Source organism: Pseudomonas sp. AC252, from assembly GCF_979258105.1.
On record NZ_OZ409837.1, the window covers coordinates 223,470 to 240,139 of the forward strand.

Below are 16,670 nucleotides of genomic sequence, written 5' to 3' on the forward strand. Positions count from 1 at the left end.
TCAGGACTGGCAAACCCTGAAGATGCGCGGCTTACAGCGTCTTCACAATCCACGACGAGCAAATCAGTCTTGCCCTACAGTCGCCCACGCCCACAGCTGTCAGACGCTTCGCACAAAAGCCTCAGGCGGCGGAAAAGCGCGGCCCGAACAGAATGATGCTGGCACCGACCACGCACAGGGCCATGCCAATCCAGTCCGAACCCAGCGGACGCACCCGCTCGACCACCGCTAGCCAGCCAATCGAAGCAACGATGTAGATCCCTCCATATGCCGCATAGGCGCGCCCGGCGTAGGCCGCTTCAACACGGGTCAGCAACAGCGCGAACAGGGTCAGGCTGAGCAACGCGGGAATCACCCACAACGCACTCTTGCCTTGGCGCAGCCACATGTAGAAAGCAAAACAGCCGGCGATTTCAAACAGCGCCGCAAGGAAGAACCACAGGTAATTGAGCATCAACGCGTCTCGACAGGGTGACCATGGCGGTCACCCTAACCACGCGGCCAGCAACGAACAAGATCAAGCGTTGTTTTGTCTGGCCTTGGCGCGCATTTTCTCGGCCATTGAGGTCATCTCGTTGTAGAGCAATTGCGGGTTCTTCTGTTTGAGCGCCCAGGCCATGCGCCCTTGTTCGTGAGGCAGAATCATGAACTCGCCGGCGGCGACTTGCTGATAGATGTAGTCAGCGATATCCGCTGCACTGATCGGCGAACTTTCCAGCAACTTGCCGACCTGCGCTTTCATTGCCGGGGTCGGGCCACGGAAAGAATCCAGCAAGTTGGTCTGGAAGAATGATGGGCAGACGACATGCACCGCCACTTCCTGCTGCGCCAGTTCAATCAGCAGACTTTCCGACAAGGCCACCACGCCAGCCTTGGCCACGTTGTAGTTGCTCATCGCCGGGCCCTGCATCAGCGCGGCCATAGAGGCGATGTTGATGATCTTGCCCTTGCTCTGTTCCAGCAATGGCAGGAACGCCTTGCAGCCTTTGACCACGCCCATCAGGTTGATCGCGATCTGCCAGTCCCAGTCTTCCAGCGACAGTTCGCTGAAGAACCCGCCCGAGGCGACGCCAGCATTGTTGACGATGATGTCGATGCCGCCGAGTTTCTCTTCACAAGCCTGGGCGAACGCGGTGAGCTGGCTGTAATCGCGCACGTCGCAGCGCTGGATGAAACCGTCACCGCCCGCCTCGCGCACCAGCTTCAGGGTTTCCTGCAGGCCGGGCTCACTGACGTCGGACAAGGCCAGCCGCCAGCCTTCACGGGCCCAGCGCAGCGCGATTTCGCGACCCAGGCCTGAGCCTGCACCAGTGATCATCATGCGATTTTGCATAGCGGACAGCCTTGTTGTTCCGGGAGAGATGCGCCGAGTGTAGCGAAGGATCCAGCGCCACCCACGCTCCATCCAGTTGCTGAATGGAGGATCAAAAGATTGCAGCCGTCATCGTTTTCCGGTTGGTCTCATGCAGGAGCTGACGAGTGCAACGAGGCTGCGATCTTTTTGCTGGAAAGGAAATAACCGAGCAATCCAAATACATTAAAAAAACATTGAATTATTTTTCACTGGCGCAAGTCGGAACATGTAAGCCGGCTGGAATTTAGTTGCTCTCCAGCTGCCCACTGAGCATCAAGACTCTTCCAGACTCTGAACAAGGAAATCACCCATGGGCACAATTCTAATCATCATCCTGATCCTGTTGCTGATCGGTGGTCTGCCGGTCTTCCCGCACTCCAGAAGTTGGGGTTATGGCCCGTCGGGCATTATCGGCGTGGTGTTGGTCGTGCTGCTGGTGCTGTTGTTACTCGGCAAGATATGACGATTTGAAGCTGTAAAAAAGAGGCCCTTGTTCAAGGGCCTCTTTTTTATTGCGTGGACTTTAACCAGGCATCAGTCCGGCGTGCCGTGAATCACACCGGCGGTGTTATCGAGCAGGCTCTTGGTCGCGGTTTGCAGGAACGCTTCAAGTTTGAGTTTGAGTTCGGCAGTGCGCGGCGCGTCCGGCACAACTTCGGCGTGCGGATTGGCACCGAGCTGGTATTGCCAGATTTTCGGGCCCATGTCCTTGTCACGCGGCAACACCAGAATCTGCTCGGCGGTAACGATGGCGGTGGTCTGCTCGCTGCCCGATGGCTTGATCACACCGAAACCGGTATCGCCCTGCGGCAGGTTGAGCAGGTCACGGCCCCAGCACTGGTGACGCACTTCACCACCAAGACGGCCCATAATGGTCGGCACGATGTCGATCTGCGTACCCACGGTATGGTCACGGGTACCGAACTTCTGCTGAATGCCTGGAGCAATCATCAGCATCGGCACGTTGAAACGGCCCAGGTCCATTTCGGTGATCTGGCGCTCGTTGCCGAAGCCATGGTCGCCGACGATGACAAACAGGGTTTCGTTGAAATATTTCTCTTTGCGCGCCTTCTCGAAAAACTGGCCGAGCGCCCAGTCGGAGTAGCGCATGGCGGTCAAGTGTTCGTTGAGGCTGCCACGGTCAGTGACGCGCTCGACCGGCAACGGTGTCGGCAAAGCGTACGGGGTATGGTTGGACAGCGTTTGCAGCAATGCGTAGAACGGCTTGCCGTTTTCCCGCGCCTTCAGTTCCTGCAGGCCACGATCAAACATGTCCTGGTCGGAAACGCCCCAGGTCGGATCGGAGAACACCGGATTGACGAAGTCATTGCGGCCAACGAAGTTGGTCATGCCCTGGTTGCTGAAGAAGCCCGACTGGTTGTCCCAGGCGAAATCGCCGTTGTAGACGTACACGTCGTCGTAGTCGCGAGCACTGAGCACCTGCGGCAGACCGGACAGTTTGTGACTGCCCTCCGGAGTCTGCATCAGGTATTCGAAACCTGGCAGGTTAGGGAAGCAGGCCATGGTCGCAAACATGCCCTGGTGGGTGTGGGTGCCGTTGGAGAAGAAACGGTCGAACAGCAGACCTTCCTTCGACAGGTTGTCCAGGTACGGAGTGATGTTCCCCGGCGCGCCCAACGCACCGACCGAGTGACCGGCCATGCTTTCCATGAGAATCACGACGACGTTCTTGATCGGCAGGGTCTTGTCGGCTGGCGGCGTGTAATCACGGCGCACGGCGGCAATATCGGCGTCGACCAGTTTGTCGTCCGGCATGAGCAGCATCTCACGGACGATTTTCTGCGCCTGCTCCTGCGGCAGCGTGGCTTTCCAGATATTGTCGCGATCTTCGCCCATGCGGGACTTGGCGGCCTCGATCAGCGACAGCGTGGCATTGAGACCGAGCTGGTTGGCAAAGTTGGAATCGGTAGTGTAGACGTCACCCCAGCGCATCGGCGGGCCTTGACGCAGGGTGCCACGGGCGGCAATCACGCAGATCAACAGGCAGACCACGAACACCGCCAGACGGGTGTACCACGGTGCGACTTGACGGGAGCTGACGCTGCCGCCGCTGAACGGTCCGCGCGGGCGAGTGGCACGATCGGCGCCTTTGAACGCCAGGGTCAGAATCACTGTGCCGATCACCCACGCCAGCAGGTAGCGCACCACCGGAAAACCGTACCAGAGCATGCTCATTACGGTTTTCGGGTCTTCCTTCACGTACTGGAACACCAGACCGTTGAGGCGCTGGTGAAACTCGCGGTAGAAGTCCATTTCCATCAGGCCGAGGAACAGCGCGATGCTCGAGGCGACGGTCAGCCACAGGCGGAAGAAACCGCGCGCGGCCATGGCCCGGGCACTGAACAGCGCCAGCACCAGCGGAATGCACAGGTACACTACCAGGCGCAGGTCGAAACGCAGACCGTTGACGAACGCTTCGAGGAAGGTCGCGGCCGGAGTGTCGAGGATCATTTCGCGGTTGTAGACCAGCAGCGCGAGGCGCAGCGCGGAAAACATGACCATCATGACCAGTGCGCACAGCAGCGTGTAGGCCAGATGCGATTTGACGGTCGGTTGCAGCAGGCGAGCAGAAGATCGCTGCTGATTCAGGGCGTCCGGGTTTGCCATGTCGTTTTAGGACCCATTGGAAGTTGAAGTTGCAAAAATACAGCGGCGCCAGGCCCTCTATTGGTCATTCCAGACCCCGGGGCGTGCGCAGTGCGCAAATGTTGCACGATCGTTCACACCATTGCCATTGATTACTGCCCTGCTCTTGAAGACTTTCATTCAAAGGGCTGCTGCGCTATGGCAGGCAACAAGTGCGGGCGAATTGTCTTTAAGACTTTGTGAAAATTTCGTGCAACGCATATCTGGAAATACAATTTAGAGACAAAACAAAACGCCCCGAACCGTTCGGGGCGTTTTGTTTAGAGCGCGAAAATTATTTCTCGGCGCGTTCTTTCAGCGCTTTCAAGGTATTGAATGGCGCATCGACAACAAACTTGTTGGCAACCATCGCCGGCACGCTGCCGCCTGGCTCGGTGTGCACTTGATAAGTCACTTCGACCTGATCGCCTTTTGGCACGAACTTCCAGAAGCCTTTGACCTGCTGAACCCGCACGAAACCTTTTTCTTCCGGCAGATAGGTCGGTACGCCTTCAAGATTCCGGGTCAGGCTGCCGTCGGCGCCTTCAACGGTGGTGATCTTCAGCACCGAATCACGCGGGGTCACCGGCCACGGCGTGTTGAATTGCGAATAGGTCCAGCTCAGATCGCCTTCGTGCTTGAGCAGTTTCTGGCTCTTGCATTCGTGAATCCAGGCGCAAGCGCCGGAGACGTCTTCCTGCAAGGCGCGCAGTTTGGCAACGGTGGTTTTCATCAGCGCGACGCCTTGGTAGGACTTGTAGTCCGAACCGGGTATTTCGCTCAGGGAAACCTTGATGCCGTCTTCATTCTTGGCGACTTTCCAGTCTTCCGCCTGGGCGACCGAAGTGACGAGCACGGCGGTCAGACCACACAAAACAGCGATACGGTGCAGCGAACCCATAGTGTTATTCCTTATTGTTGAAGTTCCGTTGGTGAACACATCACGCCGCCGTCATCTGCTCCCACCAGCCGATCAATCTGATCGCTTCTTCGGAGCTACTGCCGCAGACCTCGACATCCGCAGCGAAGCCCGCGCAGACAGCTGGGCGCTCCGGACGGCCGAAAATGCTGCACAGGTTATCGACCGACAGTTGCACGCAACGTTCGCCGGCGGGTTTGCCATCGGGCATGCCCGGGATCGGCGAACTGATGGAGGGGGCAATGCAGCAAGCGCCACAGCCTTCACGGCATTTCATGACGAACAGATCCTCGCGACGGGCGATGTGTAAAGAGACGCGAACAGAGTAACCGCTAAAATGGCTGTTTCAAATTGCTGCAAGCGGGTTTTCAACGATAAGTAAAAGTGACCGGGCAGTCTCCGACGAAGCGTCTGGTCTGCGCGTCGCAGATGCCCGGATCTATTGTTTGAATTCGAAATCCAGCGCCGCACCTTCCACATCGCGGCGCGCTTCGTTGCGCAGTTGCAACTGCATTTCGTTGCTGAGCAAACGGCCGTTGAGCTGGAAGCCGTTATCTTTCTCGCCAAACATCTGCGGCAGGATGGCATCGCGTTTGGGCAGCTCCACGGTGCCCCGTGGCTTCAACTCTTCAACCATATCCTTGGGCAGGCTGAGGTCGAGTTTTGCCGGCGGCAATTTGGTCTTGGCCACTTCGCTGGCGGGTTTCGATTTCGAAGCAACCGGGCGGCGCTTCTTCACCGTGGCGTTTTTTTGGCTTGGGCTTTTTTGCCGGAGCCGCGGTTTTGGTGGCTTTGTTCGTGGTACTGGTCGCTGCCGGTTTTTCCTGGGCTGCGGCCGCCAGGACACCCGGCGCCTGGCCGATCATCAGCAAACCCAGCAGTACCCACGCGGCAGGAACAATCGCTTTCATGGACCCAACGAACTAACGGCAGAGGGCCACATGCTCGCCTGTTGTGAGTCACATGACAAGCATCACCGCCCTCTTCGTTCAGAATCCGCCAGCGGTTTCCTGACACAGTTGGGTGGCCAACAGACCCAGCGTCATCAGCGCCCGCTCCGCCTCGCGATTCCACGGAATGCCGCAATTCAGGCGGATACAGTGGTTGAACTGCTCGGTGTTACTGAAGATCAGCCCCGGCGCGATGCTGATGCCTTGTTGCAACGCGCGGACATGCAATTCCTGGGTGTTGACCCGCCCCGGCAAGCTCACCCACAGGATGAAACCGCCCGTAGGTCGGGACATTTGCGTGCCTTCAGGGAAGTGCTGCTGCACCGCCAGCTGGAACGCGCTGAGGTTTTTTCGGTATTCCTGACGGATGTAGCGTAAATGCCGGTCATAACCGCCGTTTTCCAGATAGGCCGCTATCGCCATCTGCGTGACGCTGCACGCTGAATGGGTACTGAAGGTTTGCAGGCGCTGGATTTCCTGTTGGTACTTGCCGGCGATCATCCAGCCGATGCGCACACCGGGCGACAGGGTTTTGGAGAAGCTCGAGCAGTAGATCACTCGATCCAGTCGATCGTAGGCCTTCAGCGCTTTGGTGCGGCCCTGCTCGAACATCAGTTCCCCGTAGATATCGTCTTCGACAATCTGGATATCGAAATCCGAGGCCAGGCGCAGCAACTGTTTCTGCCGCTCTTCCGGCATGGTGCCGCCGAGGGGATTGCTCAGGCGCGTGGTCAGCACCAACGCCTTGATCGACCATTGATTAGCGGCCAGCTGCAAGGCTTCCAGACTCATGCCGGTAGCGGGGTCGCTGGGGATTTCGATGACTTTCAGGCCAAGCAGATCGGCCAGTTGCAGCAGGCCGTAATAGGTTGGCGATTCGGCAGCGATCAGATCGCCCGGCCGGGTCAGCACACGCAACGACATCTGCAAGGCGTCGACACAGCCGTGGGTGATCACTACTTCCGACGGGTCCACCACCACACCAGCATCACGCATGCGAATCGCCACTTGCCGACGCAGCGGTTCAAAACCGGGGCTGAACATGTAGCTGAACGCCCGTGGGCTGTGAAACCGGGTCACCTTGGCCAATTGCTGATGCAGCGCGCGCACCGGCAGATAATCGACACTCGGCACCGCAGCGCCCAGCGGAAACACGCCTTCCCGGCGGGACTCCACCAATACCTGTTGAATGATGCTGCTGCGCGTGACCAGCCCCGGCCGTTCGACCCGGGCAATGTCAGGCGTCGGCGCGGTCAGCGCGGGGGTCTGGTGTACGTAATAACCCGATTGCGGACGAGCGCGGATCAGGCCCTGATCTTCGAGATTGGCGTAGGCCTGCAACACCGTCGCATGACTGACGTTGAGCTGCGAACTCATCTTGCGCACCGAAGGCACGCGCTCCCCGGGTTGATAGACACCCCGGCGGATGTCTTCGGCCAGTTGCTGAGCAATACGTTGGTAGAGCAAGAGATTGGTCATGACGCAGCACTCGATTTCACGGGCGTTTTATTCTTGTCTGAAACAATACCGGAACAGTTTAGAAGTGTACGGGGACAGTTGCCAGATTACTCGACCATACAGTGCGGTGTCTGCCCCATCTGTACGGTTTTGCGCGGCAATCGACAGACACAAAAAAGCCCGGCACTGCATGACAGTCCGGGCTTTCCAGAGACGCAGCCCTCAGCGGGCGGCGCCGAGCTGGCCTTTTTCGTCAGAGAACACAATTTCCACACGGCGATTCTGCGCCCGTCCACGCTCGGAGGCGTTGGCATCGACCGGGAACTGATCACCGTAACCTTCGACCTGGATGCGCTTTTCGTCGACCCCCAGATCGACCAGCACGTCAGCCACCGATTGCGCGCGGTCGCGGGACAGTTTGAGGTTTTCCTGTTTCCCACCAGTGCTGTCGGTGTAACCCTCGATGCGCACCACGCGCTTGGGATTGAGCTGCAGGAACTGAACGATCTTCAGCACGACCCGGTTGGCCGAGTTTTTCAGTTCCGCTTCGCCAGTGTCGAACAACACATCGCCGAGGGTCATCACCAGACCGCGATCGGTCTGCGTGGTCGCCAGCGCGACGATCTGTTCCTCCAGCCACTTGCCTTGTTGCTGCACGCTGAGCAGTTTCGATTCGCGCAGGGCCAGTTGCAGGCGCTGCCGCTCCAGTTCGAGCTTGGCCGCTTGCTCCTCGTTGAGTACCTGATTGGTGTGCTCGCGAGCGATTTCGCTGTAGCGCTGGCTCAGGTAGGCGTAATGCACCACGTCGGCACCGCTGCCCCAATAGGTCGACAGCCGATCGGCGCGGGCCAGGGATTCGCCGGCGCGGATCACGTCTTTCGGCGCGATGCGCAGCACATTGGAATCTTCCTTGACCTTCTGGAAATCAGCGCCGGCCTGTTGCAGCGCCGCCTCGCTGTGCTGGCCGGCGCAGCCGTAGAGGCTGGCGCAACCGGCAAGAAGCAGAATGCCGAGAGCGTTGGACTTGAGGCTCATTGCGCTTCCCCAGTTGCAGCTGCTTGCGCAGGCGGACAATGCGGGTATTGAGCACATTCAGTTGCTCTTGGCTTTTTTCGTCAGCACCTTGGCTTCAGCCAGACGCGCATCCAGTTCGGCCTGCTCGGCCCGCATGCGCGCGTTGCGATAGGACTCGTCCGCCATGTTGCCTTTGGCGCGGTTGTACTTGGTTTCGGCCAGTTGCATTTCCGGCACGTCGTCAGCGGTGGCGCCAACGGCCTTGGCCTGCACGATGGCTTGTTCGGTCAAACGCATTTGTTCACTGGGTGCCGGATCGGTTGCGCACCCGGCCAGGGCCAGAACGGCCACAGCCGCGAAAAGAGGTCGAATACTCACTAAGAATCCCTACTGTTTTGGGGCACTGACAGGTCGTGGCGGCTGTTGCTGTTGCGCCTTCCAGCGCTCGAGGTTGCGTTGCAGCGCGGCTTCCGTCAGTCCGGACGCGGGCAATTCTGTCATCTTTTTGGCGAGCTGTCCGCGCAACCACGGATCGTTGCAGGCCGAGTTATGCGAAACCGCGAGGAACAGACCCGGCCGGTCGATGGGTTGTTCGAACGCCAGCAGATCGCTGGTCATGCCCAATGTCTGCGCGGCGGCCAGGCCTGAGTAGCGCCCGGCGAGGACATATTCCACCTCGCCCAACAGCAGTTTCTGTAGTGCCTGGGTAAGGTTGGCTGTCCGCGTCAGGGTCAGATTCTGCTCGGCGAAAGTGCCGAATGCCTGGGTCATCCGAGATTTTTCCGACACCGCGCCGGCGTGCCCTTTAAGGTCGCCGGCCTCGGCATAGGTCAGCGTCGAGCCTTTGCGCGTCCACACCAGATAGTCGTTTTCCAGCAGTGGCGGATGAACGAAGTCGAAGTTTTCCAGCTCGGTCACGGTCAGCGGTGCGTCGGCCAGCATGTCCATGCGCCCGCTGCGCACTTCATCGAGGGCCTGCGAGCGTTTGCCGGCGTAGAGCAGGTCGACTTTGATGCCCAGATCCTTGGCCACTTGCTGCAACAGATCGGCACTGGCGCCGATCAGGCGCTTGGGGTTTTGCGGGTCCTGCCACAGGTACGGCGGCGCATACGGGCTGCCGGTGACGACCAGGCGCTCGCACTTGCCCGCGGCCATGGCCAAACCGGGCAACAGCATCAATCCCAATAACCATCCGCAGCGCAGATCCATGGCAAAACACTCCCCACTCAAATCCGAGACAAAAAAAGCCCGACCAACAGGCCGGGCTCTTTATAAGTGAAGCCGCCGGATTAGACCAGCTTCTCCAGCTCAGGTACTGCTTCGAACAGATCCGCCACAAGACCGTAATCGGCCACCTGGAAGATCGGCGCTTCTTCGTCCTTGTTGATCGCAACGATCACCTTGGAGTCTTTCATGCCGGCCAAATGCTGGATCGCGCCGGAGATGCCGACGGCGATGTACAGCTGTGGCGCAACGATCTTGCCGGTCTGACCGACCTGCATGTCGTTCGGTACGAAACCTGCGTCGACCGCAGCGCGCGAAGCGCCAACAGCCGCGCCGAGCTTGTCGGCCAGCGCGTACAGGTGCTTGAAGTTGTCACCGTTCTGCATGCCGCGACCGCCGGAAACGACGATCTTGGCAGCGGTCAGCTCAGGACGATCGGACTTGGCCAGCTCTTCGCTGACGAAGCTCGAAGTACCGGCGTCGTGAGCAGCGCCAACGGCTTCAACGGCAGCCGAACCACCTTCAGCAGCCACCGGATCGAAACCGGTGGCACGCACGGTGATCACTTTGATCGCGGCGGTCGATTGCACGGTAGCGATGGCGTTACCGGCATAGATCGGACGCTTGAAGGTGTCAGCGCTTTCAACCGAGATGATCTCGGAGATCTGGTCAACGTCCAGCGCAGCAGCAACGCGCGGCAGGATGTTTTTGCCGTTGGAAGTCGCGGCAGCCAGGATGTGGCTGTAGCCAGCGCCCAGCTCTGCAACCAGAGGAGCAATGTTTTCCGGCAGCTGATGCGCGTAAGCGGCATTGTCAGCGTTGAGGACTTTGCTCACGCCAGCGATTTTCGCAGCGGCTTCGGCCACCGGGCCAGCGCCTTGGCCTGCAACCAGAACGTGAATGTCGCCGCCGATTTTGGCAGCAGCAGCCACGGTGTTCAGTGTGGCCGGAGCCAGCACTTTGTTGTCGTGTTCGGCGATTACCAAGATAGTCATGATTAGATTACCTTCGCTTCGTTTTTCAGTTTCTCGACCAGTTCAGCCACCGACTTGACCTTGATGCCCGCGCTGCGTGCAGCCGGCGCTTCGACTTTCAGGGTCTTGTTGGTGGAGGCGGTGGAAACGCCCAAAGCGTCCGGAGTCAGCACTTCGAGAGGCTTCTTCTTGGCTTTCATGATGTTTGGCAGGGACGCGTAGCGCGGCTCGTTCAAACGCAGGTCGGTGGTGACGATTGCAGGCAGTTTCAGCGAAACGGTCTGCGCGCCGCCGTCGATTTCGCGGGTCACGGCAACGCTGTCGCCGGAGACTTCGACTTTCGAGGCGAAGGTGCCCTGACCGTAGCCGCTCAGTGCCGCGAGCATCTGGCCGGTCTGGTTGTTGTCGCTGTCGATCGCCTGTTTGCCAAGAATCACTAGCTGCGGCTGTTCCTTGTCGACAACAGCCTTGAGCAGCTTGGCCACGGCCAGCGAGGTCAGGTCTTCAGCGGATTCGACGAGGATGGCGCGGTCGGCACCCAGAGCCAGTGCGGTACGCAGCTGCTCCTGAGCGGTGGTCGGGCCGATGGAGACGACGACGATTTCAGTCGCAACGCCCTTCTCTTTCAGGCGTACGGCTTCTTCCACGGCGATTTCGCAGAATGGGTTCATCGACATCTTGACGTTGGCGAGGTCGACGCCGGAATTGTCCGCCTTGACGCGGACCTTGACGTTGTAATCCACAACGCGTTTGACAGCTACAAGAACCTTCATGGATTCCTCGTTACTCTCCGGTGAAAAGAAAGTCGCCTAGGCGAACCTGGCGGATGATGCTCATCGGGCGACAAGGGCACCTCTAAAAACGCCGGCTTGAATGTAAGGTGATTCACTTCGCGAAGGGAGGTGACCGTTCGTCAGGGGTGACTGCCGGGTCATTCATTCTCACGCTGTGTAAACTGCGCGCCGGACTTGCGCTGCGCATCACCGTCTACTGCCTGTGCCCTGTCTTTAGAGGTGCTCTTGAAACCGCCAGTCTGCCTACGGCGAGCGCAAAACCGCCCGTATCTTGACCGGAACGCCCATTCTGGTCAATACGCCAAAATGCCCTGTCATAAGCCGCGCTTCTTTGATTTATCAGGGCTGGAGGCGATTCAAACAAACGTTTGTATTGGACGCTCGGAGTGGTGTAGATATAATGCGCCGCCTAGAGAGAAAGGTGGATTCGCCAATATTCCCTTTGACGTTAACGTAAAGGCAATACGGATGCGAGATCAAACCTCCATATTAGAAAAAAACTGTTGAGCCTTGAGTAGGAGATAGCCTGTGGAACGCGAATACATGGAATTCGACGTCGTCATCGTCGGTGCCGGCCCCGCTGGTCTGTCCGCCGCCTGCCGCTTGAAGCAGAAGGCCGCTGACGCCGGTAAGGAAATCAGCGTCTGCGTGGTCGAAAAAGGCTCCGAAGTCGGCGCACATATCCTCTCCGGTGCGGTATTCGAACCCCGCGCTCTGAACGAACTGTTCCCGGACTGGAAAGAGCTCGGCGCGCCGCTGAACACGCCCGTCACACGCGATGACATTTTCGTGCTGAAAAATGCCGACAGTGCGCAGAAGATCCCTGACTTCTTTGTGCCCAAGACCATGCACAACGAAGGCAACTACATTATCTCCCTCGGCAACCTGTGCCGCTGGCTGGCTCAGCAGGCTGAAAACCTCGGTGTTGAAATCTACCCGGGCTTCGCCGCTCAGGAAGCGCTGATCGATGAAAACGGCGTGGTGCGCGGGATCATCACCGGTGATCTGGGCGTCGACCGTGAAGGCCATCCGAAAGAAGGCCTGTACACCCCGGGCATGGAATTGCGTGGCAAATACACGTTGTTCGCCGAAGGCTGCCGTGGCCACATCGGCAAGCAACTGATCAAGCGCTACAACCTCGACAGCGATGCCGACGTTCAGCATTACGGCATCGGCCTCAAGGAAATCTGGGAAATCGACCCGGCCAAGCATCAGCCAGGCCTGGTGGTGCACACCGCCGGCTGGCCGCTGGACATCATGGGCACCGAAAACACCGGCGGCTCGTTCCTCTATCACCTGGAAAACAATCAGGTGGTGGTCGGTCTGATCGTCGACCTGTCCTACAGCAACACTTACCTGTCGCCCTTCGATGAGTTCCAGCGGCTCAAGCATCACCCGGTGCTCAAGCAATACCTGGAAGGCGGCAAGCGCGTCAGCTACGGCGCCCGCGCCATCGCCAAGGGCGGCCTGAATTCGCTGCCGAAAATGGTCTTCAAGGGCGGCGCGCTGATCGGTTGCGACCTCGGCACCCTGAACTTCGCCAAGATCAAAGGCAGCCACACGGCGATGAAGTCCGGCATGCTCGCGGCGGAATCGGTAGCCGATGCGCTGTTCGCCGAGCAGGATTGCACAGTCGAACTGACCACTTACGTCGACGCGTTCAAGAACAGCTGGCTGCACGAAGAACTGTTCGCCAGCCGCAACTTCGGCGCGGCGATTCACAAGTACGGCGCGATCATCGGCGGTGGTTTCAACTGGCTGGACCAGAACATTTTCGGCGGCAAACTGCCGTTCACCCTGCGCGACACCAAGCCGGATTACGCCTGCCTCAAGCTCGCGGCCGACTGCAAGAAGATCGACTACCCGAAACCCGACGGCAAACTGAGTTTCGACAAACTCAGCTCGGTGTTCATCTCCGGTACCAACCACGAAGAAGAGCAGCCGTGCCACTTGAAGCTGACCGATCCGAGCATCCCGATCAGCAAAAACCTGCCGCTGTACGACGAACCGGCGCAGCGTTACTGCCCGGCCGGCGTATACGAAGTGATCACCAAGGAAGACGGCGAGAAACGCTTCCAGATCAACGCCCAGAACTGCGTGCACTGCAAGACCTGTGACATCAAGGACCCTGCGCAGAACATCACCTGGGTGGCGCCGGAAGGTGCCGGCGGCCCGACTTACCCGAATATGTAAGTCAAAACGCCGAACAACAAGGCTCCCGCAATGGGGGCCTTTTTGTTGCCCACAATTCCTCTGCCACCACAAAACAACTGTGGGAGCGAGCCTGCTCGCGAAAGCGGTGTGTCATATAAAGATGATGTCGACTGATCCAGCGCCTTCGCGAGCAGGCTCGCTCCCACAGGGGATTATCGGCAGATCAGGCAGCGCGCTCGTCCCCCGGGCTACGTTCGAAGTAACGCTTGTACTCGCGGCTGAATTGCGAGGTGCTCTGATACCCGACCCGATGCGCCACCTGCGCCACGCCAAGCCGCTCCGCCACCAGCAACGTCTGCGCCTTCAACAAGCGCAAACGCTTCAGATACTGAACCGGCGACAACAACGTGCTGCGTTTGAAATGCTCATGAAAGGTCGACACGCTCATGTTCGCGCAACCGGCCAAGGTCTCGACATTCAGCGGCTCGGTGTAATGCGCATGCAGATGGCTGATCGATGCCGCGACCCGGGCGAATTGCCCTTGTTGCTCGACCAGCGCACGCAACACATCCGCTTGAGGCCCGCGCAGCGCGACGAACAATAATTCGCGGACCCGCGCCGGGCCGAGAATCTGGCATTCCAGCGGATCGTGCAGACAGCTGAGCAGCCGTTCGACGCAACCGCGCATGCCGTCGTCGAGCACCACCGAGGTCATCGACTCCGGCGTCTGCGCCGGAATATGCCGCCCCGGCGCCAGCCCCATGGCCAGCACCAGTTCGCCGAGCAGGACGCGATCGATCGCCACCGACACACCGAGCAATGGCGCATCGGGCAAGGCGAAAATTTCACATTCGAACGGCACCGGCAGCGCCTGGATCAAGTAATGCCCGGCGCCATACTCCATGGTCCGAGGGCCGAGAAACGCCAGTTTGCTGCCCTGGGCGATGATCATCAGGCTCGGCTCGTAGATATGCGGGCCACGGGCGACGTCGCAACTGGCGCGCAAGATCTGCACACCGGGCAGGCCGGTCTGGCTGTAGCCATCGCGCAGCGCCAGCGGTTCGATCAACGAAACCAGCCGGGCATTGGCATCAAGATGACGGGTCAACTGCATCGAATAGGTCTTCGTAAAATTCACGGAAAAAGGGATGAAAACATCATCGCAGATCCGCTGGCCAATGCGACCGCCGAAACCCGCATGCCGGAGGATTAGGCATGAGACCCGGAGAATTCGTCATGGCCGCACCCGCCTCTGGCACCCAGAATTCACCGCCTCACTTGTCACTGTTTTTGCGAGGTCACCCATGTACACCGCCATCGGCTATGCCGCCCAATCGGCCACCACGCCCCTCGCCCCGATGAAATTCGAACGCCGCAGCCCGCGCGCCGACGACGTGGCGATCGAAATTCTCTACTGCGGCGTCTGCCATTCCGATATCCATCAGGCACGCAATGAATGGGGCATCGCCGTTTATCCGCTGATGCCTGGCCATGAGATTGTCGGAAAAGTCACCGCTGTCGGTGCGAATGTCACCCGTCACAAGGTAGGCGATCTGGTTGGCGTCGGCTGCATGGTCGACTCCTGCCGCAGCTGCGAAGCCTGCCAGGCGAACCTCGAGCAGTATTGCCTCGAAGGCCCGACCATGACCTACGCCACCCCGGACCGAGTCGATGGCAGCAACACCATGGGCGGTTACTCCGACAGCATCGTGGTCAGCGAACACTTCGTTGTGCGCATCCCCGAGAAACTGGCTCTGGCCAGCGCCGCACCGATTCTCTGCGCCGGCATCACCACCTACTCGCCGCTCAAGCACTACGGCGTCAAGGCCGGTGATAAAGTCGGGATTCTCGGTATGGGCGGCCTCGGCCACATGGGCATCAAGTTCGCCAAGGCCATGGGCGCGGAAGTCACGCTGTTCACCCGCTCGGCGAGCAAGGCTGAAGAAGGTCGCCGTCAGGGCGCCGATCACGTCATCGTCTCCACCGATGCCGAGCAGATGAAGGCCGCGGCCGGCTACTTCGACTTCCTGCTCGACACCATTCCGGTGCAACACGATTTGAACCCGTACCTCGATACCTTGCGTTTCGACGGTGTGCACATTCTGGTCGGCCTGATCGAGCCGGTGAACCCGCCCGTCCACGCCGGCAAACTGGTGATGAGCCGCCGCGTACTGGCCGGCTCCTTGATCGGTGGTATCGCCGAAACCCAGGAAGTGCTGGATTTCTGCGCCGAGCACAACATCACCTGCGACATCGAAATGCTCGACATCCGCCAGATCAACGAGGCTTATGCGCGGATGATTGCCGGTGACGTGAAGTACCGTTTCGTCATCGACATGGCGACGCTGAAGGCTTAAACCTTAAGCCCTAGCTCAGCTGATAGCCGAGTTGTGACCCCTTTGAGCAGGGGGATCAACTCGGCCATTTTTTCCAGCGGCATGTACGGCACGGTGCTGGCGATACTGATCGCCGCGACAATGCCCTTGCTCGCATCACGAATCGGCGCCGCCACGCAGCGGATCGACGGTTCGTTGTCTTCCAGATCGAACGCATAACCACCGGCGACATACTCGCCCATGCGCTGCTCAAGCTGTTCCCACGACTGCTGGGGATGCTGCGGCCAGAACTGACTTTTGCCACCCGCCGGCAGGCTGATGTCGTACAGCCGCCGCCAATCCTGCGGCGAATCATCGAGCATCAAGGCCTTGCCGATCCCGGTGCGCACCAGCGGCATGCGATGGCCGACCCTTGAACGCATTTCCGGGCCGTTGCGTCCAGGATTCTTCAACAGATACAGCACTTCGTCGCCTTCGCGGATTCCGAGGTGCACCGTATCGCCGGTCAGTGCCGACAACTCGTCCAGATACGGCCCGGCCAACGTCACCAGCGGCAACTCTTCGCGGGCCTGAAAACCCAGTTCGATCAGTTTCGGCCCGAGCAGATAACCGATTTGCGGCACCACGCGCAGATAACGCTCGTCGACCAGGCAACTGGCCAGACGATGGGTGGTACTGCGCGTGGTGCCGATCAGCCGGGCGATCTCCTTGAGATCACGCGCGCCACTGGCCACCGCCTGCACCACACCGAGGCCGCGCAGCAGCGTCTGGGTGCCGGTGGGCGCGGCGTCCTTGGTTTTTTCCGGAGCGTCTTCCTGCATATCCAGCCTTTTACCGTTGAGCGAAG

The 16,670-nt window shown here is 59.4% G+C and carries 15 protein-coding genes and 2 pseudogenes; 3 read left to right on the forward strand and 14 right to left on the reverse strand.

The window, feature by feature from the left end:
• Window positions 1–121: 121 nt before the first annotated feature.
• Window positions 122–454, reverse strand: a complete 333-nt coding sequence (locus ACZZZ4_RS01015) for a YnfA family protein (RefSeq protein WP_016770946.1) — start codon at window positions 452–454, stop codon at window positions 122–124.
• A gap of 63 nt (window positions 455–517) precedes the next feature.
• Window positions 518–1,333, reverse strand: coding sequence for an SDR family oxidoreductase (locus ACZZZ4_RS01020; protein ID WP_039760088.1), 816 nt, complete (start codon window positions 1,331–1,333; stop codon window positions 518–520).
• A 331-nt stretch (window positions 1,334–1,664) separates the two neighbouring features.
• Between ACZZZ4_RS01020 and ACZZZ4_RS01025 the strand changes: the two genes are divergently transcribed.
• Window positions 1,665–1,817 (forward strand): DUF3309 family protein, encoded by a 153-nt coding sequence (locus ACZZZ4_RS01025; RefSeq protein WP_003183939.1) that lies wholly within the window; start codon window positions 1,665–1,667, stop codon window positions 1,815–1,817.
• Between the two features lie 71 nt (window positions 1,818–1,888).
• Here ACZZZ4_RS01025 and ACZZZ4_RS01030 read toward each other — a convergent pair whose 3' ends face one another.
• The 10 genes and pseudogenes from ACZZZ4_RS01030 to ACZZZ4_RS01075 form a co-directional block, all read right to left on the reverse strand.
• Window positions 1,889–3,982 carry an LTA synthase family protein gene (locus ACZZZ4_RS01030; RefSeq protein ID WP_463547060.1) on the reverse strand — a complete coding sequence of 698 codons (2,094 nt, stop codon included), beginning with the start codon at window positions 3,980–3,982 and terminating at the stop codon, window positions 1,889–1,891.
• A gap of 313 nt (window positions 3,983–4,295) precedes the next feature.
• Window positions 4,296–4,901 (reverse strand): START domain-containing protein, encoded by a 606-nt coding sequence (locus ACZZZ4_RS01035; RefSeq protein WP_039760095.1) that lies wholly within the window; start codon window positions 4,899–4,901, stop codon window positions 4,296–4,298.
• A gap of 40 nt (window positions 4,902–4,941) precedes the next feature.
• Window positions 4,942–5,196: a YkgJ family cysteine cluster protein gene (locus tag ACZZZ4_RS01040; protein ID WP_463547061.1), complete on the reverse strand. Its 255-nt coding sequence runs from the start codon at window positions 5,194–5,196 to the stop codon at window positions 4,942–4,944.
• 162 nt (window positions 5,197–5,358) lie between these two features.
• A pseudogene (locus tag ACZZZ4_RS01045) lies at window positions 5,359–5,830 on the reverse strand (translation initiation factor 2).
• A 78-nt stretch (window positions 5,831–5,908) separates the two neighbouring features.
• A complete protein-coding gene (locus ACZZZ4_RS01050) occupies window positions 5,909–7,348 on the reverse strand; it encodes an aminotransferase-like domain-containing protein (protein WP_024013893.1) in 1,440 nt (479 codons plus the stop codon).
• A gap of 201 nt (window positions 7,349–7,549) precedes the next feature.
• On the reverse strand, window positions 7,550–8,362 hold the full coding sequence (locus ACZZZ4_RS01055; RefSeq protein ID WP_463547062.1) for an OmpA family protein: 813 nt from the start codon (window positions 8,360–8,362) through the stop codon (window positions 7,550–7,552).
• A 16-nt stretch (window positions 8,363–8,378) separates the two neighbouring features.
• Window positions 8,379–8,719, reverse strand: a pseudogene (locus ACZZZ4_RS01060) (DUF4398 domain-containing protein); the annotation flags it as partial.
• Window positions 8,720–8,728: 9 nt separating this feature from the next.
• Window positions 8,729–9,550, reverse strand: coding sequence for a substrate-binding periplasmic protein (locus ACZZZ4_RS01065; RefSeq protein ID WP_463547063.1), 822 nt, complete (start codon window positions 9,548–9,550; stop codon window positions 8,729–8,731).
• Between the two features lie 80 nt (window positions 9,551–9,630).
• Window positions 9,631–10,560: an electron transfer flavoprotein subunit alpha/FixB family protein gene (locus ACZZZ4_RS01070; protein ID WP_042610727.1), complete on the reverse strand. Its 930-nt coding sequence runs from the start codon at window positions 10,558–10,560 to the stop codon at window positions 9,631–9,633.
• Between the two features lie 2 nt (window positions 10,561–10,562).
• Entirely contained in the window at window positions 10,563–11,312 is a 750-nt protein-coding gene (locus ACZZZ4_RS01075; protein WP_007908338.1) for an electron transfer flavoprotein subunit beta/FixA family protein, read from the reverse strand.
• A gap of 549 nt (window positions 11,313–11,861) precedes the next feature.
• Between ACZZZ4_RS01075 and ACZZZ4_RS01080 the strand changes: the two genes are divergently transcribed.
• Window positions 11,862–13,526, forward strand: coding sequence for an electron transfer flavoprotein-ubiquinone oxidoreductase (locus tag ACZZZ4_RS01080; RefSeq protein ID WP_039760105.1), 1,665 nt, complete (start codon window positions 11,862–11,864; stop codon window positions 13,524–13,526).
• 184 nt (window positions 13,527–13,710) lie between these two features.
• Here ACZZZ4_RS01080 and ACZZZ4_RS01085 read toward each other — a convergent pair whose 3' ends face one another.
• A complete protein-coding gene (locus tag ACZZZ4_RS01085; RefSeq protein ID WP_463547064.1) occupies window positions 13,711–14,601 on the reverse strand; it encodes an AraC family transcriptional regulator in 891 nt (296 codons plus the stop codon).
• A gap of 190 nt (window positions 14,602–14,791) precedes the next feature.
• Here ACZZZ4_RS01085 and ACZZZ4_RS01090 point away from each other — a divergent pair, with 190 nt between their 5' ends.
• A complete protein-coding gene (locus ACZZZ4_RS01090; RefSeq protein WP_016770957.1) occupies window positions 14,792–15,844 on the forward strand; it encodes an NAD(P)-dependent alcohol dehydrogenase in 1,053 nt (350 codons plus the stop codon).
• Here the strand turns inward: ACZZZ4_RS01090 and ACZZZ4_RS01095 are convergent.
• Window positions 15,841–16,644 carry an IclR family transcriptional regulator gene (locus ACZZZ4_RS01095; protein WP_016770958.1) on the reverse strand — a complete coding sequence of 268 codons (804 nt, stop codon included), beginning with the start codon at window positions 16,642–16,644 and terminating at the stop codon, window positions 15,841–15,843. The genes ACZZZ4_RS01090 and ACZZZ4_RS01095 overlap by 4 nt on opposite strands.
• Window positions 16,645–16,670 lie beyond the last annotated feature (26 nt).

Excerpts from the sequence above, each read along its gene's own strand:
- ACZZZ4_RS01015 (WP_016770946.1), bottom strand. The coding sequence starts at position 454 with ATGCTCAATTACCTGTGGTTCTTCCTTGCGGCGCTGTTTGAAATCGCC.
- ACZZZ4_RS01090 (WP_016770957.1), top strand. The coding sequence starts at position 14,792 with ATGTACACCGCCATCGGCTATGCCGCCCAATCGGCCACCACGCCCCTC.
- ACZZZ4_RS01070 (WP_042610727.1), bottom strand. The coding sequence starts at position 10,560 with ATGACTATCTTGGTAATCGCCGAACACGACAACAAAGTGCTGGCTCCG.
- ACZZZ4_RS01095 (WP_016770958.1), bottom strand. The coding sequence starts at position 16,644 with ATGCAGGAAGACGCTCCGGAAAAAACCAAGGACGCCGCGCCCACCGGC.
- ACZZZ4_RS01035 (WP_039760095.1), bottom strand. The coding sequence starts at position 4,901 with ATGGGTTCGCTGCACCGTATCGCTGTTTTGTGTGGTCTGACCGCCGTG.
- ACZZZ4_RS01025 (WP_003183939.1), top strand. The coding sequence starts at position 1,665 with ATGGGCACAATTCTAATCATCATCCTGATCCTGTTGCTGATCGGTGGT.
- ACZZZ4_RS01040 (WP_463547061.1), bottom strand. The coding sequence starts at position 5,196 with ATGAAATGCCGTGAAGGCTGTGGCGCTTGCTGCATTGCCCCCTCCATC.
- ACZZZ4_RS01030 (WP_463547060.1), bottom strand. The coding sequence starts at position 3,982 with ATGGCAAACCCGGACGCCCTGAATCAGCAGCGATCTTCTGCTCGCCTG.
- ACZZZ4_RS01050 (WP_024013893.1), bottom strand. The coding sequence starts at position 7,348 with ATGACCAATCTCTTGCTCTACCAACGTATTGCTCAGCAACTGGCCGAA.
- ACZZZ4_RS01065 (WP_463547063.1), bottom strand. The coding sequence starts at position 9,550 with ATGGATCTGCGCTGCGGATGGTTATTGGGATTGATGCTGTTGCCCGGT.
- ACZZZ4_RS01020 (WP_039760088.1), bottom strand. The coding sequence starts at position 1,333 with ATGCAAAATCGCATGATGATCACTGGTGCAGGCTCAGGCCTGGGTCGC.
- ACZZZ4_RS01085 (WP_463547064.1), bottom strand. The coding sequence starts at position 14,601 with ATGCAGTTGACCCGTCATCTTGATGCCAATGCCCGGCTGGTTTCGTTG.
- ACZZZ4_RS01055 (WP_463547062.1), bottom strand. The coding sequence starts at position 8,362 with ATGAGCCTCAAGTCCAACGCTCTCGGCATTCTGCTTCTTGCCGGTTGC.
- ACZZZ4_RS01075 (WP_007908338.1), bottom strand. The coding sequence starts at position 11,312 with ATGAAGGTTCTTGTAGCTGTCAAACGCGTTGTGGATTACAACGTCAAG.